Here is a 23,217-nt window from a genome sequence, read left to right on the forward strand (position 1 = left end):
CTTATTCCATTTTATTTACCACTTAATTTTTATACCAATGAAAAACTTACTTTTTACACTATTACTCTTCGTTACGATAAATGCATTTTCTCAAGACAAAAGCACAAATAACAAACCTTTTATTGAAGTTACCGGTCAGGCCGATACTTTGGTTTTGCCCAATAAAATCTGGATCAATGTATTATTGACCGAAAAAGATTCCAAAGGAAAAAAATCTGTAGAAGATTTAGAAAAAGAAATGATTGTGAAATTAAAGGAAATTGGCATCAACACAGAAAAAAACCTGAGTTTGAATGATATGACGAGCAATTATAAATTTTATCTTTTAAAACAAAGTGACATTCTAAAAAGCAAATCCTATTCAATTTTGGTTGCCGATGCGCAAACTGCATCAAAAGTTTTTATTGGATTAGAAAAAATTGGTCTTTCAAATGTGCAAATTGACAGAGTCGAAAATGATCAGCAAAAAAACATTAGATTGCTGATAAATGCAAAAGCAATTCTTCGTGCCAAACAAGTTGCTGAAAGTTTTAGTAAACCTTTGAACCAAAAAGTTGGAAATGCGATTCAAATCAATAACTTTGAAGATATTTCGAATCAGCTTGCGGGAAATATTGCCGGAATTGCAATCAAGGAAAAAAGAAGTTTTTATTCTGAATCTCCGGTCGATGAACCTAATATTGAATTCCAAAAAATAAAGATTGTAAGCTCTGTACAAGTGCGCTTTCTTTTAGAATAAATAAAATATACCCGTTGGGTGTTAATGTATAAAATTTAATTAAACACATAGAAACATAGATTTAATACTTTGAAAAAAGTAAATTAAAAAGAAACTCGTTTCTCACACATAGTCCCGAAGCTTTGGGATTTATTAATGCAAGTGAAAAGCTTTTTTGAGTTCAATAATTCTATGTCTCTATGTGTTAAAACAATTAACCCAACGGGTAAAAGTATATAAATCAATTCAAACAAAATTTAATGAACCCAATCTTAAATCAAAACCTATTTCTTGTAAAAGAACATGTTGGAATGTTTAAAGCCGCTAACAATTATGACATTTATGATCCTGAAAGCAATCAGATCATCATGAATTGCCGTGAAAATAATCTGGGCTTTTTTACCAAAGTTTTCCGTTTTACGGATTATAAAAGAATGACGCCTTTTAATATTGAAATTACATCAGCTTCCGGCGAAAAATTAATTTCGGTAAGACGCGGTATTGCGTGGTTTCGTTCTACGGTTGAGGTTTTAGATGAAAAAGATCGTCTGGTTGGAACTTTTAAACAGAAATTCTTTTCTATTGGAGGGAAATTTGAGATTCTGGATAAAAACGAAAAACCGGTTGCGACGCTTCAGGGAAAATGGACGGGCTGGGATTTTAAATTCTCTCACGAAAACAAACAGCTTGCTCAGGTTAGTAAAAAATGGGCCGGAATAGGAAAAGAGTTTTTTACAAGTGCTGATAATTATGTGCTTCAGATAGAAGAAAACGTAGCGCCCGAAAGTCCGCTTAGACAATTAATTCTTGCAGCCGTAATGTGTATTGATATGGTTTTGAAAGAATAAAACGTTTGTTAAACTTAGTTTAAGAAAACTTCTAAAAGCATCATTTTAGTTAGCAAAAGCTTTATTTTTGTTAGACTTAAAATGATGCTTTTGCATTTCTAAAACATAAATCATGACAGACTTAAAAAATAAAAATGCCCTGATTACAGGAGCCGGAAAAGGAATTGGAAAAGCGATCGCAATTGCACTGGCCAAAGAAGGCGTGAATGTAATTTTAGTTTCAAGAACTCAGGCTGATGTCGATCAATTAGCTGCCGAAACTTCAAATTTAGGGGTAAAATCATTGGCTTTATCGGCAGATGTTTCAGATATTAATTCTATAAATACAGCTATTGAAAAAGCTTTAACAGAATTTAAAAACATTGATATTTTAATCAACAGCGCCGGAATTGCTTCTTTTGGAAAATTCCTGGAATTAGAACCAGACGCCTGGCAAAGAATTATTCAGGTTAATTTAATGGGAACGTATTATGCAACCCGCGCCGTGATTCCAAATATGATAGAAAGACAAACGGGAGATATCATCAATATTTCGTCGACTGCAGGATTAAACGGAAACGCATTAACAAGTGCTTACAGTGCTTCAAAATTTGCCGTTTTAGGATTAACAGATTCTTTAATGCAGGAAATGAGAAAGCACAATATTCGCGTTACAGCCTTAACGCCAAGCACCGTTGCAACTGATATGGCAAAAGATTTGAACCTGACAGACGGGAATCCTGAAAAAGTAATGCAGTCTGAAGATATTGCCGAATTAATTATCGCTCAATTGAAATTAAGCCGCAGGGTTTTTATAAAAAACAGTAGTATTTGGTCTACTAATCCTTAAATAAATTCCAAATTTTAAATTCCAAATTCCAACTGCTTTTGAATTGGAATTTGGAATTTATTTATTGGAATTTTCTAAAAACTATCGTACCTTAATCTTTGACAAAGTTTTAAACTTTGACAAAGATCTTAACAGCCAAAAAAACATAAATCCCAAATTCTAACTGCTTTTAGAAATCTTATTCGAGTTTTGAGAATTGGAATTTGGAATTTATTAATTGGAATTTTAAACAAAACATGATGGAACAATATTTAAGACAATTAATAGCTATAGAGTTTAGTGACAAAAAAGAACTCTTCACGGGTTTTCTTATTGATTATTCTGATGACTGGATTTTATTAAGAAACAATCCCGTTGATTTTATTCTGGATGGTTTTGTGATTTTGAAAAACAAAAATATTGAAGCCGTTCACAGAGATGAAGATTTGGCTTTCACCGAAAAAGTAATTCGCCTGAAAGGGTTAAAAACAAATGCCGAAGATATTATTCCGATTCGGGATTTGGATTCGATTGTCAATTTCATCAATAATAAATATGGCATTTTACAGATTTCCAAAAAATCAGCAAAATCAGCTTATTTAGGAAAATTGATCGAATTAAACGATGAAGAACTTACGATTGACTTTTTAGATACAAAAGGTCAGTTTGGCGGTGAATTAAGTTTTAATCCTGAAAAAATCAGGGTTATTGAATTTGATACGGATTATATTAATTCTTTGAAGCTGATGTTGCAGCAGGAAAAGAAATAAAAAAAATGCCCTTTCTTTAAAAGGGCTTTTTTTGTGTCATTTCGACGAAGGAGAAATCACATCCATAGAGCAACGAACTGTAATTCCGTTATGTGATTTCTCCTTACGTCGAAATGACAAACTTTACTTTATTAATGCGGTTGCTTCGTTCCTCGCAATGACAAACTACGCTCTAAACTTCTGCTAATTTGTTTAAAAACTCTAGACGAACACTTCCGTCTTCGTCGATTTTTGTCAGGTTAATTTCCTGCAAAGTATTTACCAATTCCGGATTCCAAGGTGTTTTTACTTTTACGTAGTTTTCGGTAAAACCGTGAATATATCCTTCTTTATTTTCGCCTTCAAATAAAACGGTTCTGTTGGTTCCTATTTGGCTTTCGTAAAAAGCGCGGCGTTTTTTAACGGATAATCCGCGTAACATTTTACTGCGTTTTGCTCTCACATTTGCAGGTACAATTCCAGGCATATTGGCAGCCTCGGTATTGTCTCTTTCAGAATACGTGAAAACGTGCAGGTATGAAATATCCATTTCGTTTAAGAAATGATAGGTTTCTAAAAAGTGCTCATCAGTCTCTCCAGGGAAACCAACAATAACATCGACACCAATACAGGCATCGGGCATTACTTCACGAATTTTATTTACACGTTCTGTATACACTTCACGTAAGTAACGGCGTTTCATTAATTTTAGAATATCGTTACTTCCTGATTGCAGCGGAATATGAAAATGAGGTACAAAAGTTCTGCTTTTTGACACAAAATCTATCGTTTCATTTTTCAATAAATTAGGTTCGATTGATGAAATTCTCAAACGCTCGATTCCTTCTACTTTATCCAAAGCCTGAACTAGGTCAAGAAAAGTATGTTCGTGTTTTTTATTCCCGAATTCTCCTTTTCCGTAATCTCCAATATTTACTCCGGTTAAAACAATTTCCTTAATGTTTTGCGCTGAAATTTCTTTTGCATTTTGCAATACATTTTCTAAAGCATCACTTCTTGAAATTCCTCTTGCTAAAGGAATCGTACAATAGGTACATTTATAATCACAACCGTCCTGAACTTTCAAAAATGCACGGGTACGATCGCCAATAGAATAACTTCCTACGTAAAAATCAGCTTCTGCAATTTCGCATGAGTGCACTTCACCCATATCGTTTTTGCTCAAATCGTGAATATAATCGGTAATTTTAAATTTTTCGGTAGCGCCTAAAACCAAATCAACACCATCAACAGCGGCTAATTCTTCCGGCTTAAGCTGTGCATAACAACCTACGGCAGCAACAAAGGCTTTTTCGTTTAATTTCATTGCCTTTTTTACAACCTGCTTGAATTGCTTATCTGCATTTTCTGTTACAGAGCACGTATTGATCACATAAATGTCGGCTACTTCTTCAAAATCGACACGATCAAAACCTTCATCATTAAAGTTTCTGGCGATTGTAGAGGTTTCTGAGAAATTCAATTTGCAGCCAAGCGTATAAAAAGCAACTTTTTTTCTATTTTCCATAGGAATACACTACGTTTTAAGTAGTAAGATATTATATTTACATCTCAAATTAAAGAGTTTGCAAATTTACATACAATATTCTTTAAAATAAAATCAACAATATACTAAATATCAATATTTTGCAGTAATCATATATTAAAATCCGAGTAAAAAAAACGATAAATAATGATATGTAATCAAAAAATAAGTTTTATTTGTAAAAGCAAAAAAGCAATTCAATAAGAATAAAATGACAAAATTATCGATTAAAAGCAAATTTACTCGATTAAATACATTTTTTATCTCTTTAAATTAAATTTTTCTTACATTTAGCTTTGAGAAATTGTATTTTTTTATTGTAGATTTACAAGGCAAAAATTTTAACATAAAATAATTTAATAAAGCGTAGATTTAAGCATAACAATTTTGATTTTTAGTCGTTATATTGTTGTTTTGTTATAAATAAAAATGGGTAAGCCGAAAACCATAAAGAGTAGGCAAAAAAATTAAAAAAATCCACACTTATTATGAAAGCATTTTTACCCACAATCTGCTTGATGTTCTTAACCTTTTTCAGTTCGCAAGCGCAAACGCAAACTGCTGCTCCATCTACTAATCCATTCCCATCTATTAGTACTTTGACAAATTGGGCGAGTTTAAACTCACAATCACAATTTGACATCGCTATTCGTGCGGTTGGTTTTAAGTTTGAAGTAAAAGAACCAGGTGAAGGATCAACAGCTTACACTTATATTCGTAAAGTAACTGTAAATGAAGTAAACTATACTGACAGAATTGTATACAGAATTACAAACAACAATTCAGCAAGTATTATTTCATTGGTAACTGCTTCTACGGATTTAGTAAGCTTATACACGCCACAATTAGCAACTTTTAAAAACAACAATTGCAAAACTGAAATGTCTAAAGACAAAAACACAACTTGCAGCTGTTACGAAAGTGTGAATTTTGCTATCGATCTTTGTGACGAACGCGTAAAACTAACAATGGGTGACGGAAATAAATATTTTGTTTCTGTAGCTAAAAAATAATAAGAATTAATTTCTCAGAGAATAAAAATAACGAGTTGTTTTCCAAATCTTTGCAAACTTATTTGAAAGTTTATAAAGATTTGGGACACATTTCTCTGATTTAAAGTTATTTGTTTGGATTTTTAAATTCGTACCAAACTTCTAATTCGCCTTCATACAAAAACGAATTTATATACTGAAAACCCAATTTTTCAAGAACTTTTCTTGAGTTTTCATTTCCTTCATCTGCATAAGCATACAGACAATCTATTTTCATTTCGTTAAAAGCATATTCAATAAAAGCTTTTCCTGCTTCGCTTGCATATCCCTTTCCCCAATGTTTTTCGATAAACCGATATCCAATTTCGTAAAAATTTTGGTGTTTATTGATTTCATTCGTAATGAATTTTATTCCGGACCAACCCAGAAATTCATTGGTTTCTTTTAAAATAACTGCCCAGCGTCCGGTTCCAAAATCTTTGTATTGCTGCTGAATATTTTCGATTTGAAGTATACTTTCCTCAATATTTTTCACCGGTTTATTTCCAAGAAAAATATGCACATTCGGATTCGAATCCAATTCAAACATGCCGTCTGCCTCAGAAAGATTTAATTCTCTCAAAAGCAGACGTTCCGTTTCAATTGATTTCTTCGGCAACATAATTATTCAAGATATAACGCTGTACCACTTCGGCAACTCCGTCATTATTATTTGAAGCTACGATTACATTCGCTCTGTCGCGTAATTCAGGTGTGACATTATCAACCCAAACTCCTAAACCGGCATATTCGATCATCGTTAAATCATTTCCTGCGTTTCCAACAGCAATAATTTCACTTTGATGAATATTTAGCTTTTCTGCTAAAAGTTTTAAGCTCGCTGCTTTATCAATTCCGTTTTGAGCTGCTTCCAGGAAAAAAGGTTTCGACATTGCAACGCTTAAATGCGGCATTGCCAATTTTAAATCTTTTTCTACTTCTTTTAAATAAGAAGGTTCTGCCAGTAAAATACATTTTACCGCCGGTTTTGTAACGGCAGCCTTAAAATCAGGCACTTTATTATGTGGCAATCCGGTAATATCTTTTTCGATTTCGATGTATTCAGAATCTGTTTCGCTCACGATTTCACCATCAAGATACGTGATAATGTGTGTTTTCATCTTTACACTGTAATCGTATAAATCATGAATTTGTTCCGGCGTTAAACATTGCTCAAACAACACCAAATCGTCTTTTACAGTACTGATTACAGCACCGTTAAACGAAATAATATAAGAGTCATTTAAGTCTAATTCCAGTTCTTTCGCATAAGCCGTCATTGCCGAAGTTGGACGACCGGAAGCCAAAACAACATGAACACCTTTTGCCTGCGCTTCAAGAAGTACTTTTTTATTTAATTCTGAAATTTTATGATCATCTGTCAACAAGGTATCATCCATGTCGAGTACCAGCATTTTATATTGCATATCCTTTTAGTTTTCAGTTTTCAGTCACAGTTTTCAGTCGCAGTTTTCAGTACTTATTAAGACTGAAAACTGCGACTGCGACTAAAAACTTCCTTTTATATACTCATTCTGAAATCTTCAATAACAGGATTCGCTTTTGCAAAATCAGTTTCCTGAATAAAAACCTCAACAGCCAGATCAGTTTGTCCAAAACCTCCCAAACGAGCCGATTGAATATTGTCTTTTTTTACGGTTTCTACTCCCGCTTGTTCTAATCTTTCCTGCAAAGCAATTGCTAATATTTCACTTCCTGAAAACACCTTCATTAATCCCATAACATTTATTTTTTAAATTTTTATTGTAATATTATTTTTAACTGATCCTGAAATTCTTCATTTTCATTCAATCCAATATGATCCTGATTTTTCAGCAGAAACAAATGTTTATCTGATTTTAATAATTTTCCCAATCTAACTGAATTTTTAACCGGAATGAGGTTATCATCAATTCCATGAAAAATATAAATCGGTGCTTTTATTTTTGGCAAATAATCATAGGTTTCTAAACTAAATTTCTTCATGAAATTAGGAAAAAACGGAACTTTCGAACTCGACAATTCGGTAAAACTATAATACGGCGCCTGAAGAATTAAAGCTTTCGGTTTGTTTTGAGAAGCTAAAATAGTAGCCAATCCGGAACCAATCGAATAACCCGTAATAACGATTTTGTTTTCAGGATATCTTGAACATAATGTCTTGTAAACAATCGAAACATCCTGATTTAATTGCTCCTCATTTTCGATTTCTCCTTCACTTTTTCCAAAACTTCTGTAATCTAAAATAAAAATATCATAACCGAGTTTGGTATAGACTTTTGCAATTTTTCCCCAGGTTTCCAGTGTTCCCGCATTTCCATGAAGATAAAAAATCAAACCTTTAGAATTTTCAGCTTTAAACAATAAACCGTTTAAATTAATTCCGTCGAATGATTTTATATTTAACTCTTCAAATTTATGCTGATAATCAAACTTAAAATCTTTTGGAAGTCTTTGGCTTTGAAAAACCATAGCAACCTGATTAAAATACACATAAGAAACAATCAAAATATAAATAATAACAAAAAATGCCAAGAGCACAATCGTTAAAAATTTAAAAGTTTTGAGTATTTCCATATAGTTTATTTAGTTTTTAGTTTTCAGTCGCAGTTTTCACTATTGAACTGCGACTGAAAACTGCGACTGCGACTTTATTCTTCTTCTTCAATAAAACCTTCTTCTTCATCAAGTTCCTCTTCACCTTCTTCATCCATGTCAAATAAATAAGGCTCCAGCATCATTTTATCTGCCAAAATTTCGATACGTTCTGTCAAAGTTTCCGCAAAAATGATTCTTTGTGTTTTTGCGATACTATTCGAGATACGCATAATTTTAGTTTCATGACGCAATTTCAAAATAGGATCTGCATCATCGATAATAAACATTTTCAACCGGTTTACGTTATAACCAGCGGTTGTAAACATATCGCTCAGTTTATTTGGCGTTCCGATTAAAACATCAATTCCCGTTGAAATATAGTTTTTATCATAATCCATATCGCCTTTATCGTGAACTCCGTAAACTTCAAGATTAGAAAATTTACCGTATTTCTCAAAAAGCTCCACCATTTCCAAAACCTTCGTTTTGTCTTCAACAAAAATCAAAGCACGTGGAGATTCTTCGGTGTGACCTGCTAATTGCTGAATCACATTTAATACAATTGTTGTCGATTTTCCAGTTCCATCAGGAGAAAGAATAATACAATCGGCACCACTTTTTATAGTCGAAAAAGTTTCTCTTTGCAGAATATTCGCTTCTGTTAATCCATTTTCGATTAACGCATCTTGTAACTTCTCGTTTATTTTTTTTAGTTTCATCTTCTAATTTTAGAATTAAGATTTTAGAATTAAGATTAAAAATTCTAAATCATTATTTGCTTGCAAACATTTTGACATCGGTTTCAGAAATTTCGTTTCCTCCTAAAATGATTAATCTCTCCACTACATTTCGAAGTTCACGAATATTTCCTGTCCAGTCATATTCCTGCAATAATTTTATGGCTGGCTGCGAAAATACTTTTACTACATTTCCTTGCTCAGAAGCTATTTTTTCTGCAAAATGTCTTACCAAAGCCGGAATATCATCACGTCTTTCGTTCAATGGCGGTACTTTAATTAAAATCACGGCCAAACGATGGTATAAATCTTCACGGAAACGACCTTCGGCAATTTCTGTTTTTAAATCTTTGTTGGTTGCAGCCACAACACGAACATCGACTTTTATGTCTTTTTCGGCTCCAACTCTGGTAATCATGCTTTCCTGTAAGGCTCGCAAAACTTTGGCTTGCGCCGAAAGACTCATATCTCCAATTTCATCTAAGAAAATAGTTCCTTTATCAGCCGCTTCAAACTTTCCGGCACGATCTTTCACTGCAGATGTAAAAGCGCCTTTTACGTGTCCGAACAATTCACTTTCAATCAATTCACTTGGAATCGCAGCACAGTTTACTTCGATTAAAGGAAAATTAGCACGTTCACTTTTTTCATGCAATTGATGTGCAACAAGTTCTTTTCCGGTTCCGTTTGGACCTGTAATCAAAACTCGTGCTTCGGTTTGAGCTACTTTATCAATCATTAATTTAATATGACTGATGGCTTCACTCTCGCCGATCATTTCGTAGTTTTTACTGACTTTTTTCTTCAGTATTTTATTCTCAACTACAAGTTGTTTTTTGTCTAAAGCATTACGAACTGTATTCAGCAAACGGTTCAAATCCGGCGGTTTTGAGATATAATCGAAAGCTCCCAAACGCATGGTATGAATCGCCGTTTCCATATCGCCGTGACCCGAAATCATAACCATCGGAATTTCCGGCTTAATCTTTTTTACTTCTTCCAAAACCTCAACACCGTCCATTTTTGGCATTTTGATATCGCACAAAACCAAATCATAATCGTTGTTTTTTATTTTCTCAAGTCCCGCAACACCATCTTCTGCCTCTTCCACCTGATACGTATCATTTTCTTCTGATAATATTTTTACCAAAACTCTTCTGATCGCTGCTTCGTCTTCTATAATTAGTATTTTACTCATTTTTTTAAAGGTTCAAAGTTGCAAAGGTTCAGAGGTACAAAGTTTAAAAATCTTTGCTTTTTCATTACCTTTTAGCCTTTATTGTTTTATTAGTTATTGTGCGTTTTTATAATCGAAAAGTTTTTTGTTGTAAAGGAAAAAGATTCTAAAAAAAAACTTTGAACCTTTGCCCCTTTGAACCTTTGCAACTATAAAAACTAATATTTAAGCCATCTATACAATTCTTTCCACGTAGGTTTTTTGCCGTACATTAAAATACCAACGCGGTAGATTTTTGCAGCAAACCAGACTACAAGGAAAAAGGAAGCAAACAATAATGATACCGAAATTGCGATTTGCCACCACGGCACACCAAAAGGAAGTCGCATTAACATTACTATTGGCGATGTAAGCGGAATCATCGAAAACACAACTGCAATTGTTCCGTGAGGATCATTTACGACAGTGAAAAATCCGATGTAAACGCTTAAAATAAGCGGCATAATGATCGGTAATAAAAATTGTTGTGAATCAGTTTGATTGTCAACTGCAGCACCAATTGCGGCATAAAAAGAACTGTATAAAAAGTAACCTCCAATGAAATACACTACAAAACCGATTATGATACTGGCAATTGGCAAATTCCATAATTCGCTAATATACATTTGTGCTGTTCCCGAAAATTCCTGTTGTGCGGAATGCATTAATTCTGGTGGAATTTTAGCTGTTGGACCAACATTAACCCCAAAAAATGCCGACGCTGCAAACATTAATCCTAAACCTATAATGGCCCAGATTATAAATTGTAATAATCCGGCAAGTGAAGTTCCCACAATTTTACCAATCATCAACTGAAATGGCTTTACCGATGAAATGATGATTTCGATAATTCGGTTGGTTTTTTCTTCGATAACACTGCGCATTACCATGTTTCCATAAATGATAATGAACATCATAATTAAATATCCGAAAGCGCCACCAATTCCGATCTTTATTTCATTCAGCCCTTTTAAACTTTCTTCTCCCGAAGCTTTTGCCAGATGAATATTAACCTCAGCATGTGCTTTTTGAATCGCTAAAGTGTCTAGTTTTGCCTCTTCGAAATTTAATTTAGTGATTTTTTCGGCGATAACGTCCTGCGTGTTTTCAATAAAAGCAATGCTTGGACTATTATTCGAAATAAAATCTATTTTACTCTCCAGATCTTTTAGGTTATTCGTTTTCGGAATAATAATCAGACCGTTAAAATTTTCTTTGGCAATACTGTCTTTCAATGATTTTACATCAATTTCAGAAAGGTTCAGGTATCTGTATTCACCGTCTTTTTTATTCTGTTTTACAAAATCATCGGCAAACAAACCTGTTTCGTCGTGAATTGCAATTCGTTTCGTTTCGGCTTTCATTGAACTCAAATAACCAATAAATCCGGCAATTGCCACAAACAGCAAAGGACTCAAAAAAGTCATAACAACAAAAGACTTATTGCGGACTTTTGCAATAAATTCTCTTTTTATAATCAACGAAATGATGCTCATAAATATTTTAATTTTCAAATTCCAAATTCCAATTTTGATCATTCTGAAATTGGAATTTGGAATTTATTTTTTGGAATTTTATTTCTGTTCTGTAACTGTTTGAATAAAAATGTCGTTTACGCTTGGAATTTTTTCCACAAAATGGGTCACTTGTCCTCTTTGTGTTAAAAGATGCAATAATTCATTTGGAGTTGCATTTCCTATTTGAATGTTTAATTTTAAATCATCATTCAGCGATTTAAAATTTGCCTGCGAAACGGTGAATTTCTGCGTAATGTCATACATCAAACCTTCAACATTGTCCGTTAAAATACCAACTTCAAAACTATTGGTTTTAAATTGACGTTTTACATCGCTCACTTTTCCTTCAATTAATTTATTTGATTTATGAATTAAAGCAATATGATCGCAAAGTTCTTCAACGCTTTCCATACGATGTGTCGAAAAAATAATCGTTGCGCCCTGTTCTTTTAATGCCAAAATTTCATCTTTAATAATATTGGCGTTTACCGGATCAAAACCGGAAAAAGGTTCATCAAAAATCAACAATTTAGGCTTATGCAATACACAAACCACAAACTGAATTTTTTGTGCCATTCCTTTAGAAAGTTCCTGAATCTTCTTGTTCCACCAACCCTGAATTCCTAAACGGTCGAACCAATATTCCAACTGAATTTTTGCTTCGGCTTTAGAAAGTCCTTTCATTTGTGCCAGATACAAACATTGCTCGCCTACTTTCATAGAAGTATACAAACCTCTTTCTTCCGGAAGATAACCAATAGTCTGCACATGTTTTGGATGTAATTTTTCTCCATCCAGAATAACTTCACCGCTATCCGGCAAAGTAATTTGATTGATGATTCTGATAAGGGAAGTTTTTCCAGCTCCATTAGGACCTAATAGTCCGTAAATACTACCTTTTGGTACATTTAATGAAACTTCGTTAAGCGCTACATAATCACCGTATTGTTTTACGACTTTATGTACTTCGAGTAAGTTGCTCATGCTGTTTTTAGAATTTTCTGCGTCAGTTGACCATTATGGCTAACAGCCTGTAAAAGTAAATAATTCGAAGCGAAATTGCGTAATAATACACAAAAAACCCATTCTAAATTTGCATTAGAATGGGTTTTAAAATTTATTGGCTCTTTTTAGAAAAAGTTTCGCTTATGAAAACATATCTTTTACTTTTTCAAAAAATGATTTTTCTGATTTTTCAGGACTCGGAATAAAGTGTTCGTCGTTTAGAGCATTTTCAAAAAATTGTTTTTGCTCTTTATTCAACGTTTTTGGAGTCCAAACGTTTACGTGAACTAATAAATCTCCGCTTCCGTAACCGTTAATACTTGGAATACCTTTTCCTTTTAATCTCAGGATTTTTCCGGATTGAATTCCTTCTTCTAACTTAATACGAACTTTTCCGTTGATGGCTTCGATATCTTTAGAAACTCCCAAAACTGCTTCAGGGAAACTAATATATAAATCGAAATGAATATTTTCGCCTTCACGTTTCAGAAATTCGTGTTCTAACTCTTCAATTGCAACAATCAAATCACCAGGAACGCTATTTCCCGGAGCATCATTTCCTTTGTTAGAAACTTTAAGCTGCATTCCGTCCACAACTCCTGCAGGAATTTTGATTGAAACTGTTTCGTCTTCCACAACCATTCCCTGAGCATCTGCTTCAGAAGGTCTTTTATCTAAAATTTGTCCCGATCCGCCACAAGTAGGGCAAGTTGATGCAGATTGCATTCTTCCCAAAATTGTGTTTGTTACACGCATCACCTGTCCCTGACCATTACAAGTCGAACACGTTTTGTAAGTAACTCCTTTTGCCTGAACTTTACGTTTTACTTTTACTTTTTTCTCTACTCCATTTGCAATTTCTTCTAAAGTCAATTTTACTTTAATTCGAAGATTGCTTCCTTTAGCGCGACGAGGACCGCCTCCGCCTCCGCCGAAACCGCCAAATCCTCCACCAAAAATATCACCAAACTGGCTGAAAATGTCATCCATATTCATACCGCCATGACCACCGCCAAATCCGCCCGAACCATCAAATGCCTGATGTCCGTATTGATCGTATTTCGCTTTTTTGTTAGGATCGCTTAGTACTTCGTAAGCTTCTGCCGCTAATTTAAAGTTTTCTTCTGCCTCTTTGTCGCCTGGATTTTTATCCGGGTGATATTTTAGCGCGCTTTTTCGGTACGCTTTTTTAATTTCGGCAGCGTCAGCATTTTTTGAAATGCCTAGTATTTCGTAAAAATCTTTTTTCATAATTAGGTTTAAATTCCAAACTTTAAATCCCAAATTCCAATACTTAACAAATTGGCATTTAGAATTTTATTTGCATTTTTTAGTTTCCGATTACCACTTTAGGAAAACGAATAATTTTGTCTCCTAATTTGTATCCTTTTTCAATAACATCAACAATTTTACCTTTTAATTTCTCAGACGGAGCCGGAATTTGGGTAATTGCCTCAGCAAAATCAGCATTAAAAGCATCACCTGCTCTTACTTCAACTTGCTCTAAACCTTTTGAAACTAAAGTGCTTTTTAGTTTTTCGTGAATCAACTCTACTCCTTTTTTCAAATTCTCATCGTCAGATTTGTTGATCTCTACAGTTGCTCTGTCAAAATCATCCAAAACAGGAAGCATCGCTAACAAAACTTCTTGATTTGCCGTTTTAAACAGATCAATACGCTCTTTTGAAGTTCTTTTTTTGTAATTTTCAAATTCGGCAAATAATCTCAAAAACTTATCTTTTTCCTTTGCCAAGTCTTGAGCCAATTGCTCTTCAACACTTAATTCTTCAACAATTAACTGCTCACCGTTGGCATTGTTTTCTAACGTTACATCATCTAATTCCTGATCGAATTCTGTATTTTCCGTAGTCATATTATTTGTATTTTTAAAAATATTCTTAAACTTCATTTTCAATTTCTTTCTGTTGGATTGCAAAAGTACTGCCAAATCTTCTAAAATGTCAAATTGTCACTTTATTAAATAATAGCTCTTTATATAATTATTTACATCTCGCAAACTTTAGTATAATTTTAAGACTATTACGTTTTAGTTTGTAGTATATTTGACGTCAAAATTATAATCTAATTATTACCTATCAAAATTGAATTTAAGGGTTAGCCTCGGCTTTATAAATAATTATTAATTCAAGTTTACCTTATATTAAAAAAAGCTTCGCCTATTTCAGACGAAGCTTTTTTTGCTTTTTAAAAATTTTACCGCAAAGAACGCTAAGTTTTTTATTCTTAGATTTATAAAAAAAGTTCGCAAAGCTTTATATTGATTTAGCTTTGCGAACTTTATGATTTTTAGAATATCCTTAGATAAATCTTTGCATTCTTTGCGATAAAAAACATTGCACGGGCGGAGGGATTCGAACCCCCATCAACGGTTTTGGAGACCGCTATTCTACCCTTGAACTACGCCCGTAACTGGCCGCAAATTAAATGCTTTTTTTTCTTTTTCACCAACTATTTCACGCACATTTAAAAAAGATTTTAGCAGATAATACGCAATACAATCATTCCCAAATCTTTGCAAACTGTACCTTCTTTTGTAAAAACAAAAACTCTGCAAAATAACCACAGAGTTCACTAAGATTTTTATAGGTATGGCTTTATAAAAACGCAAAGTTCACAAAGCTTGATTAATACTAAGCTTTGCGAACTTTGTGTTTTCTATGCGTGAAGTAAATTAAATCTTAGCGCACTTTGCGGTTAAATTTTTATGCCAATAAAGCCGCTTTCAATCCTTCAAAATCAACAGAAACCTGCTCGCCTGAAACTAGATTTTTAAGCGAATATGAATTTGAAGCAATTTCCTGATCGCCTGCAATTACGGCAAACGGAATCAAGCGTTTATCTGCATATTGAAATTGTTTCCCCACTTTTACATTATCAGGATACAATTCTACTTTTATATTTTCTTGTCGTAATTTCTTAATCGCTTGTGAAGCGTATAAAGCTTCGGCATCTCCATAATTAATAAACAATGCTTTTGATGTTGCTGCAACTGTTTCAGGAAACAATTGCAATTCTTCTAAAACTAAATAAATTCGATCTAAACCGAAAGAGATTCCAACCCCACTCATATTTTTCAAACCAAAAATACCAGTCAAATCGTCGTATCTTCCGCCACCGCCAATAGAACCCATTGAAACGGTTTTTGGTGCCGCAACTTCAAAAATAGCTCCAGTGTAATAATTTAATCCACGAGCAAGAGTTACATCAAGATCTAATGTCGCCGTCGCCAAACCTAAAGTTGCCACATTGTCACAAATAAATTTCAATTCCTCTACCCCTTTCATTCCTTCTTCTGACTCAGCTAATAAATCTGAAAGCTGATTGATTTTATCTGAAAACGTTCCGGTAAAACTAAAAAGCGGTTGTACTTTAATCAACGCTTCTTCGGCAATACCTTTTTCGATCATTTCTTTTTTAACGCCGTCTTCACCAATTTTATCCAGTTTATCAAGAGCAACCGTAAAATCAATCAATTTATCCGACGCGCCAATAACTTCGGCAATTCCTGATAATATTTTTCTGTTATTGATTTTAATGGTTACGCCTTCTAAACCTAAAGAAGTAAAAACAGTATCGTACAATTGCACCAATTCTACTTCCTGCCAAAGTGATTTTGAACCAACAACATCGGCATCACATTGATAAAATTCTCTGTAACGTCCTCTTTGTGGTCTGTCAGCTCTCCAAACCGGTTGAATCTGATATCTTTTAAAAGGAAATTCAATTTCGTTTTGGTGCTGAACAACATATCTTGCAAACGGAACTGTTAAGTCGTAACGCAAGGCTTTCTCTGAAATTTTTCCGGTAAATTTATTCAGCTCAATTCTTTGATTCAAATCAATTGTTTCAGCAGAATTAGCCTGAAGCGCTTCGATAGATTCCGGTAATTCAATTTTATTTTTATTGAAGAAAAAATTACCTGAATTCAATATTTTAAAAATCAAACGATCACCTTCTTCGCCATATTTCCCCATCAAGGTATCTGAATTTTCAAAAGACGGTGTTTCGATCGGTTGAAAACCAAACTTTTCAAAATTACTTTTTATAGTCTGAATTATATATTGACGTTTTGACACCTCTGCAGGCGAAAAATCTCTTGTTCCTTGTGGTATACTTGGTTTTGAAGCCATCTTTTTTATTTTAGATTTCTGATTTTAGATTTTAGATTCTTTTGTGAATCCTGAATTAAAATCTTTTTGGATTATTTATTTTTAGATTTCTCTATTTCTAATGGACTGCAAATATCTTATTTTTTAAAATAAATAATGCCTGTTCGAAAACAAACTTGTAACAAAAACCGTATTTTCGTGACAAATTGGTCATGATGCTAAAATTATTTAAAGAAAATATCCGAATTGCTTTTGGTTCTATCAAAACTCAATTATTGCGAACCATTCTTACTGTATTAATTATCGCTATCGGAATTACTGCTTTGGTAGGAATCCTTACCGTTGTAACAGCGCTTGAAAATACTGTTTCGACCAATTTTGCATCAATGGGAGCCAATACTTTCAACATCAATCAATACGAAAACACGGTTAAAAATCGCGGAGGAAATGAGCGTGAAATCATCAATCCTATTATCTCCTATCCTGAAGCGGTTGCTTTCAAAAACAAATATAAATATCCTTTTACGCAAACTTCGCTTTCATTTACAGCAACTACAACTGCCGAAGTAAAGTTTTCAGACAAAAAAACAGATCCGGAAATCACCATCGTTGGTGTCGATGAACATTTTATAGGTAATTCAGGTTTAGAAACTACTTTAGGCCGTGGTTTTAATCAATTTGATATTGAAAACAATACCTATTCCTGTATTGTAGGTTCTGATTTTGAAAAAGGTTTATTAAAAGATGTCAACCCAATTGATAAAGTAATTTCGATTCGAGGTGCGCGCTTTAAAGTAATTGGTGTTCTTAAAGAAAAAGGATCCACTTTTGGGCATAGTCAGGATTTGCGTGTTTTGATTCCTATTCAGGTGGCGCGTTCCTTATTTACTGCTCCAAACATTAATTATACGATGAGTGTAATGGTGGCTAAAAAAGAACTTTTAGACGAAGCCGTTGATAATGCAACAAGTACGATGCGACGAGTTCGAAAATTAAGTCCGGTTCGTGACAATAATTTTGGCATTGGCCGAAGCGATGACTTAATCAACAGAATTCTCGGAATCACCAAATATTTGGGCTGGGCTTCCTGGATTATCAGTATCATTACTATTTTAGGTTCATCGATTGCCCTAATGAATATTATGATTGTTTCGGTTACAGAACGTACGCGCGAAATTGGTGTTCGAAAAGCTTTGGGCGCAACCAAAGTGACCATTTCCGTTCAGTTTTTTATCGAAACTTTATTGATCGGACAAATTGGAGGTTTAGTCGGAATTGTATTGGGAATTTTAATCGGTTTTGGTTTTGCCGCAGCAATGAGTTTCGCATTTGTGATTCCGTGGATGGCGATTTTTGCTGCTTTTGCAACTAGTTTTATGGTTGCCATTGTTTCCGGATTATATCCTGCAATAAAAGCGTCACAACTAGATCCTATTGAGGCTTTGCGATATGAGTAATTTTCAGTCTCAGTCTCAGTTTTCAGTTATTTGAAGCAGAAATAATCATTTCAAAAGACGTCTTGTCCCGCTATTCGTTTCAAACTTTTTTGCTGAACACCAGCAAAAAAGGTTTTCCACTGCTATCGGGGCTAAATTAGAAGTATTTCACTTTTAAGATTTTCTGCTAATTAATAAAAACACCTACAAAATTTGAGAAACCTTGCAGGAAATCATACGGTCGTTATCGTAAATGTCTTTTCTTAATTCAATGTTTTTAAAATCCATTTTCTCCAGTAATTCCCTCATTTCTTTTCCTAAATACTGATTGATTTCAAAAAACAATTGTCCGTTTTCTAAAAGTCCGCTTTTTGCCAAAAGCGCTATTTTTTTATAAAAAACCAAAGCATCATTATCGTCTACAAACAGCGCTAAATGCGGTTCATAATCCAGAACATTCTTTTTGATTTCTTCTTTTTCTAAATTACGAACATACGGCGGATTCGATACTATAATATTAAAACCACATGTCAGAACGTCTGTTTCTAAAATATCCAGATACATAAAAGTCACATCAACATTATTATTGATGGCATTTCTTTTAGCAGTTTCTATCGCTTTTTTCGAAACATCGATTCCGTAAACTTCTGCATTTGGCAGATTTTTGGCAAGCGAAATTGCAATACAGCCACTTCCGGTTCCAATATCAAGGATTTTTATTTTATCAGATTTAGCAGCCGTTTTATTTTCATTAATAATCCATTCTACCAGTTCTTCGGTTTCCGGTCTTGGAATCAAAACATTTTCATTGACTTCAAAATCCAATCCGTAAAAACTTGTTTTGCCTAATAAATACTGAATCGGAACTTCTTTTTTAAGCTGCTCTAAAAAGGCAGTCCAGGTGGCCAAATCAGCATCTGAAAAAGTTAGTTCATGATTTAGTGCCAAATCAATTTGCCTAAGCTTGTGCTTGTTCTCTAAAATTAAATAAAAAAAACTTTCCGCTTCATACGCATCATAAAAAGGAGATAGTTCTTTTATAAATTGAGTTCTATATTGTTTGATTCTCATTTCAGTTATTTGAGCATTTTGGCTAAATCAGGTCACATCCTACAATAAGTATTGCAAAATAAAAAATGTTACAGCCTCATTTTACAATTCTTTCAACATCCAAACCGGGCAGGAACTATGTCCGGTACATCCTAACGGAGCGTCTAAATACTCAAAGCCTGATTTTTTGTATAATTTTTGAGCGGCATGCATAAAAGGCATTGTCTCAATATAACATTTTTCAAAACCGAAATCTTTGGCCTGCGACAAGCATTTCTCCATCATTTTACTTCCAATTCCTAAACCGCGGGTTTTAGGCAAAAAATACATCTTTTGCAATTCGCAAATCTTCGGATCACCATTTTCTAAAGGAGCAATTCCGGCACAACCCACAATTTCACCTTCGTTTTCAACCACAAAATAAACAGATTGCGGTTTGTTGTATTCTTCAAACATTAAATCCAGATATGGATCGGCATAAGCTGTACCTACTTTCGGGATTTCCATTTCGTCAAAAACCGATCGTATTAATTGCGCAACTGCCTGATTGTCTTCTTTTTTAATTTCTCTGATAACCCAATTTTCCATATTTAAAATTCGTATGATATATTACAAAAGTAGAAATACTTTTCCGATAGTTTTATAACTTATCAGAATGTTTCATAACTAACCCAAAGCTATCGGCAATAAACTCAAAAATAACTACTTTTGTAGCGTGAATATACAGGAGAAATATATAAAGCGCTGCATTGAATTAGCCCAAAATGGTTTTGGAACTACCTACCCAAACCCAATGGTGGGAAGTGTAATCGTTTATGAAGATAAAATTATTGGCGAAGGCTGGCACAAAAAAGCCGGAGAACCTCACGCCGAAGTCAATGCGGTTCGATCTGTAAAAGACAAATCGTTATTAAAGAAAGCCACCATATATGTGAGTTTAGAACCTTGCAGCCATTTTGGAAAAACGCCTCCGTGTTGCGACTTAATTATTGCCAATGAGATTCCGAATGTTGTTGTGGGAACCGTTGACCCGAATGAAAAAGTGGCAGGAAACGGCATTAAAAAACTAATTGCAGCCGGAATAAATGTTACGGTTGGTGTTTTAGAAAAGGAATGCAACGAACTGAATAAACGCTTTTTTACTTTTCATCAGCAAAAAAGGCCTTATATAATATTAAAATGGGCCGAAAGTCAGGATGGATTTTTAGCTCCCGAAAAAGAAATTGATCAGGATCGAAAACCGGTCTGGATCACAAATCAATATTCAAGGCAATTGGTTCATAAATGGCGAAGTGAAGAACAGGCTATTTTAGTGGGAACCCAAACTGTTATTGATGATAATCCAAAATTGAACACCCGTGACTGGGCTGGAAATAATCCGGTTCGGGTTGTTTTAGATCAAAATAACCGAATTTCAAAAGACAGTTTTATTTTTGATGACACAGTAAAAACGATTGTGTTTACAAAGTCTAAAATTAATTCTTCGACAGAAAATACTGTTTTTGAAAGTATTGATTTCAACCAAAATATAATACCGCAGATTTTGAGTGTTTTGCATCAAAATCAAATTCAGTCTGTTATTATTGAAGGCGGTTTACAAATGTTACAATCTTTTATAGACGAAAATATTTGGGATGAGGCCCGAATTTTTATCGGTAAAACTTCTTTTGGAAAAGGAACAAAAGCGCCGGTTATTTCTAAGAAAAATGCAATCAAAACTCTCGTTCAAAACGACGAATTAATATACGTTAGAAATCATGATTGATACTATAATTTTTGACTTTGGAGATATTTTTATCAATTTAGACAAACAAGCCACAATTTCCGGATTGCAACAATTGGGTTTGACGGAATGGAATTCAGAACTAGATCGTTTGAATCTTTTGTTTGAAACGGGCGATATTTCGCACGATGAATTTATTGCAGGTTTTCAGAAAGAACTTCCAAATGCTTCTGTCGAAGAAATTCTTAAGGCGTGGAATGCCGTTTTGGCTGATTTTCCTTTGTATCGATTAGAATTTCTGCAAATGCTTTCAAAAAAATACCGTCTGTTTTTATTAAGTAATACCGATTCTATTCATATTGAAACTTTCGAAAATAAAACTGGGATTTCTTTTTACAGTGATTTTTATCAATGTTTTGAAAAGGTTTATTTTTCTTTTGAAATCGGAAAACGAAAACCAAATCCCGAAGCTTATCTATATATCATTAACAAACACGAATTATCACCAAAACGAACTTTGTTTGTAGATGATAAAAAAGAAAACACAGATGCTGCGGCAGCTTTAGGTCTTCATGTTTGGAATTTGCAGGTTGGTCAGGAAGATGTTGTTGATTTATTTGAGAAAAAAATATTATAACGTGCGAGAATTTACCGCAAAGACGCAAAGATTTACGCAAAGTTCGCCAAGATTTTAACGAATTAAGAATACAAAGTTCGCAAAGCTTTGTATTGATTTAGCTTTGCGAACTTTTAAAGCTTACAAACAGACAGCTAATAATAAACCTTCGCGAACTTTGCGGTAAAATTAACTCTGCAAAAAAACATTAACGATAATTTAGAAATTTACTTTTGGAATATAACGATACGTATCAAACCATTGCTTTTGAATCTGAAGAAGTGCTTTTTAAAGAAAAAAGCAGCAAATTCTTTGGGTATGCTTTTCCTATAGAAAATGAAGATGCGGTAAAACCAATTATCGAGAACTTAAAAAAACAACATCCTCACGCGGTACATTATTGTTATGCATATCAAATTGGTACGGCTCCAAAAATTTCATATCGTGCAAATGATGATGGCGAACCAAGTAATACGGCCGGAGCTCCGATTTATGGACAAATACAATCTTTTGGACTGACGAACGTTCTTGTAGTGGTTGTTCGGATTTTTGGCGGAATTAAATTAGGCGTTGGCGGATTAATTGCTGCTTATAAAACTACAGCACAAATAACGCTTGAAGTTTGTGAGATTGTCGAAAAAACGATCGATGTACATTTTCTAATCTCTTTTGATTACAAAAACATGAACAAGGTAATGCGTGTGATTAAGGAAAAGAAATTGGATATAGTATCTCAGGAAATGGAAATTGATGAAGAAACGGGATTGCCAATTGGTAAAATAGTTACAAAAACGCGAAAAAAAAATGCCGAAATGATATTCGACATTTTTGATTTAATGTTTGAAATTGACATCAAAACCATATAATTTGATATAAAAAACGAGTACGATTTAACAATTATACAAGCGTTTTAAATAATTCTAAAATATAATCCGGAGGGGCTGTTGGACGACCTGTTTTTAACGAAATAAATACTAAAATAAACGCCGCAGTTGTTAATAACTCATTTGCTTCATTATAGATCGCGCAGTCAAATTCAATCTTAACAGATGACTGACTTTTGAAAGCTGTATGAATTGTAAGAAGCTCATCATAACGTGCCGATTTTTTATAATTAATCTGCATTGAAACAATTGGTAGTCCAATTCCGCTTTCTTCCATGCTTTTATACGAAATCCCTTTATTTCTAAGCCATTCCACGCGTCCTATCTCAAAATATGGCACATAATTTCCGTGATAAACAACTCCCATTTGATCGGTTTCAGAGTAACGAACACGCACTTGCGTTTGATGATTTTTCATTATTTACAGATTAAAAAATTTAAACTTTTAAAAGTTCACTTACAACTTTTTTTTATAAAATTAGAGGGCAAAATATTTTTTTTTACAGAAATTTGTTCACATATTTGTTATCCCGAAATACGGAATAAAATTGCTCCATTTTTATTAGGAGAATCTTTATCAATAATAAAAAAATTTATTTGAATTT

Annotated in this window: 24 protein-coding genes and 1 tRNA gene; 9 read left to right on the forward strand and 16 right to left on the reverse strand. The window is 33.7% G+C overall.

Going from position 1 to position 23,217, the window contains the following annotated elements:
- The first annotated feature begins 37 nt into the window (after positions 1 to 37).
- From AC3QL1_RS21635 to AC3QL1_RS21650, 4 genes are all read left to right on the forward strand, one after another.
- Positions 38 to 739, forward strand: a complete 702-nt coding sequence (locus tag AC3QL1_RS21635; RefSeq protein ID WP_492494192.1) for an SIMPL domain-containing protein — start codon at positions 38 to 40, stop codon at positions 737 to 739.
- 239 nt (positions 740 to 978) lie between these two features.
- Positions 979 to 1,566: an LURP-one-related/scramblase family protein gene (locus AC3QL1_RS21640; protein ID WP_492494193.1), complete on the forward strand. Its 588-nt coding sequence runs from the start codon at positions 979 to 981 to the stop codon at positions 1,564 to 1,566.
- A 112-nt stretch (positions 1,567 to 1,678) separates the two neighbouring features.
- The gene (locus tag AC3QL1_RS21645; RefSeq protein ID WP_492494194.1) at positions 1,679 to 2,395 is read left to right on the forward strand and encodes a 3-ketoacyl-ACP reductase; all 717 of its coding nucleotides are present in this window, start codon (positions 1,679 to 1,681) and stop codon (positions 2,393 to 2,395) included.
- Between the two features lie 239 nt (positions 2,396 to 2,634).
- On the forward strand, positions 2,635 to 3,144 hold the full coding sequence (locus AC3QL1_RS21650) for a hypothetical protein (RefSeq protein ID WP_492494195.1): 510 nt from the start codon (positions 2,635 to 2,637) through the stop codon (positions 3,142 to 3,144).
- Positions 3,145 to 3,316: 172 nt separating this feature from the next.
- Here the strand turns inward: AC3QL1_RS21650 and mtaB are convergent, their stop codons facing one another.
- Positions 3,317 to 4,651 carry a tRNA (N(6)-L-threonylcarbamoyladenosine(37)-C(2))-methylthiotransferase MtaB gene (gene mtaB, locus AC3QL1_RS21655; protein ID WP_492494196.1) on the reverse strand — a complete coding sequence of 445 codons (1,335 nt, stop codon included), beginning with the start codon at positions 4,649 to 4,651 and terminating at the stop codon, positions 3,317 to 3,319.
- A 506-nt stretch (positions 4,652 to 5,157) separates the two neighbouring features.
- Here mtaB and AC3QL1_RS21660 point away from each other — a divergent pair.
- Entirely contained in the window at positions 5,158 to 5,682 is a 525-nt protein-coding gene (locus tag AC3QL1_RS21660) for a hypothetical protein (protein WP_264534754.1), read from the forward strand.
- Between the two features lie 106 nt (positions 5,683 to 5,788).
- Here AC3QL1_RS21660 and AC3QL1_RS21665 read toward each other — a convergent pair whose 3' ends face one another.
- From AC3QL1_RS21665 to hisS, 12 genes are all read right to left on the reverse strand, one after another.
- Complete coding sequence (locus AC3QL1_RS21665) at positions 5,789 to 6,322, reverse strand: GNAT family N-acetyltransferase (RefSeq protein WP_492494197.1); 534 nt, start codon at positions 6,320 to 6,322, stop codon at positions 5,789 to 5,791.
- On the reverse strand, positions 6,300 to 7,127 hold the full coding sequence (locus AC3QL1_RS21670) for a Cof-type HAD-IIB family hydrolase (RefSeq protein WP_492494198.1): 828 nt from the start codon (positions 7,125 to 7,127) through the stop codon (positions 6,300 to 6,302). The genes AC3QL1_RS21665 and AC3QL1_RS21670 overlap by 23 nt, the downstream gene beginning before the upstream one ends.
- Before the next feature lie 95 nt (positions 7,128 to 7,222).
- Positions 7,223 to 7,441 carry a putative signal transducing protein gene (locus tag AC3QL1_RS21675; protein WP_492494199.1) on the reverse strand — a complete coding sequence of 73 codons (219 nt, stop codon included), beginning with the start codon at positions 7,439 to 7,441 and terminating at the stop codon, positions 7,223 to 7,225.
- Positions 7,442 to 7,461: 20 nt separating this feature from the next.
- On the reverse strand, positions 7,462 to 8,277 hold the full coding sequence (locus AC3QL1_RS21680; RefSeq protein WP_492494200.1) for an alpha/beta hydrolase: 816 nt from the start codon (positions 8,275 to 8,277) through the stop codon (positions 7,462 to 7,464).
- Between the two features lie 74 nt (positions 8,278 to 8,351).
- Positions 8,352 to 9,017 carry a DEAD/DEAH box helicase gene (locus tag AC3QL1_RS21685; RefSeq protein WP_492494201.1) on the reverse strand — a complete coding sequence of 222 codons (666 nt, stop codon included), beginning with the start codon at positions 9,015 to 9,017 and terminating at the stop codon, positions 8,352 to 8,354.
- Between the two features lie 52 nt (positions 9,018 to 9,069).
- On the reverse strand, positions 9,070 to 10,233 hold the full coding sequence (locus tag AC3QL1_RS21690) for a sigma-54-dependent transcriptional regulator (RefSeq protein ID WP_492494202.1): 1,164 nt from the start codon (positions 10,231 to 10,233) through the stop codon (positions 9,070 to 9,072).
- Positions 10,234 to 10,430: 197 nt separating this feature from the next.
- On the reverse strand, positions 10,431 to 11,747 hold the full coding sequence (locus AC3QL1_RS21695) for an ABC transporter permease (RefSeq protein ID WP_492494203.1): 1,317 nt from the start codon (positions 11,745 to 11,747) through the stop codon (positions 10,431 to 10,433).
- 78 nt (positions 11,748 to 11,825) lie between these two features.
- Positions 11,826 to 12,752 (reverse strand): ABC transporter ATP-binding protein, encoded by a 927-nt coding sequence (locus AC3QL1_RS21700; RefSeq protein ID WP_492494204.1) that lies wholly within the window; start codon positions 12,750 to 12,752, stop codon positions 11,826 to 11,828.
- 162 nt (positions 12,753 to 12,914) lie between these two features.
- Positions 12,915 to 14,024 carry a molecular chaperone DnaJ gene (gene dnaJ, locus AC3QL1_RS21705; RefSeq protein WP_456313366.1) on the reverse strand — a complete coding sequence of 370 codons (1,110 nt, stop codon included), beginning with the start codon at positions 14,022 to 14,024 and terminating at the stop codon, positions 12,915 to 12,917.
- 79 nt (positions 14,025 to 14,103) lie between these two features.
- The gene (locus AC3QL1_RS21710) at positions 14,104 to 14,682 is read right to left on the reverse strand and encodes a nucleotide exchange factor GrpE (protein WP_492494205.1); all 579 of its coding nucleotides are present in this window, start codon (positions 14,680 to 14,682) and stop codon (positions 14,104 to 14,106) included.
- A gap of 448 nt (positions 14,683 to 15,130) precedes the next feature.
- Positions 15,131 to 15,201 (reverse strand) — tRNA-Trp (locus AC3QL1_RS21715).
- Positions 15,202 to 15,496: 295 nt separating this feature from the next.
- Positions 15,497 to 16,924, reverse strand: a complete 1,428-nt coding sequence (gene hisS, locus AC3QL1_RS21720; protein WP_492494206.1) for a histidine--tRNA ligase — start codon at positions 16,922 to 16,924, stop codon at positions 15,497 to 15,499.
- A gap of 191 nt (positions 16,925 to 17,115) precedes the next feature.
- Between hisS and AC3QL1_RS21725 the strand changes: the two genes are divergently transcribed.
- Complete coding sequence (locus AC3QL1_RS21725; protein ID WP_492494207.1) at positions 17,116 to 18,360, forward strand: ABC transporter permease; 1,245 nt, start codon at positions 17,116 to 17,118, stop codon at positions 18,358 to 18,360.
- A 183-nt stretch (positions 18,361 to 18,543) separates the two neighbouring features.
- On the opposite strand, the gene prmC is transcribed toward AC3QL1_RS21725, so the two are convergent.
- Both prmC and AC3QL1_RS21735 read right to left on the reverse strand, forming a co-directional pair.
- Entirely contained in the window at positions 18,544 to 19,410 is an 867-nt protein-coding gene (gene prmC / locus AC3QL1_RS21730) for a peptide chain release factor N(5)-glutamine methyltransferase (protein WP_492494208.1), read from the reverse strand.
- A gap of 81 nt (positions 19,411 to 19,491) precedes the next feature.
- Positions 19,492 to 19,977: a GNAT family N-acetyltransferase gene (locus AC3QL1_RS21735; RefSeq protein ID WP_492494209.1), complete on the reverse strand. Its 486-nt coding sequence runs from the start codon at positions 19,975 to 19,977 to the stop codon at positions 19,492 to 19,494.
- A 127-nt stretch (positions 19,978 to 20,104) separates the two neighbouring features.
- Between AC3QL1_RS21735 and ribD the strand changes: the two genes are divergently transcribed.
- The 3 genes from ribD to AC3QL1_RS21750 all read left to right on the forward strand — a co-directional run bounded on the left by ribD (position 20,105) and on the right by AC3QL1_RS21750 (position 22,594).
- Positions 20,105 to 21,154 carry a bifunctional diaminohydroxyphosphoribosylaminopyrimidine deaminase/5-amino-6-(5-phosphoribosylamino)uracil reductase RibD gene (ribD, locus tag AC3QL1_RS21740; protein ID WP_492494210.1) on the forward strand — a complete coding sequence of 350 codons (1,050 nt, stop codon included), beginning with the start codon at positions 20,105 to 20,107 and terminating at the stop codon, positions 21,152 to 21,154.
- Entirely contained in the window at positions 21,147 to 21,749 is a 603-nt protein-coding gene (locus tag AC3QL1_RS21745; RefSeq protein WP_492494211.1) for an HAD family hydrolase, read from the forward strand. Before ribD ends, AC3QL1_RS21745 begins: the two co-directional genes overlap by 8 nt.
- A 212-nt stretch (positions 21,750 to 21,961) precedes the next feature.
- Positions 21,962 to 22,594: an IMPACT family protein gene (locus tag AC3QL1_RS21750; protein WP_492494212.1), complete on the forward strand. Its 633-nt coding sequence runs from the start codon at positions 21,962 to 21,964 to the stop codon at positions 22,592 to 22,594.
- A gap of 31 nt (positions 22,595 to 22,625) precedes the next feature.
- On the opposite strand, the gene AC3QL1_RS21755 is transcribed toward AC3QL1_RS21750, so the two are convergent.
- Entirely contained in the window at positions 22,626 to 23,030 is a 405-nt protein-coding gene (locus tag AC3QL1_RS21755) for an acyl-CoA thioesterase (RefSeq protein ID WP_089478567.1), read from the reverse strand.
- Positions 23,031 to 23,217 lie beyond the last annotated feature (187 nt).

Source organism: Flavobacterium sp. GW823-FHT04A11, assembly GCF_058796535.1.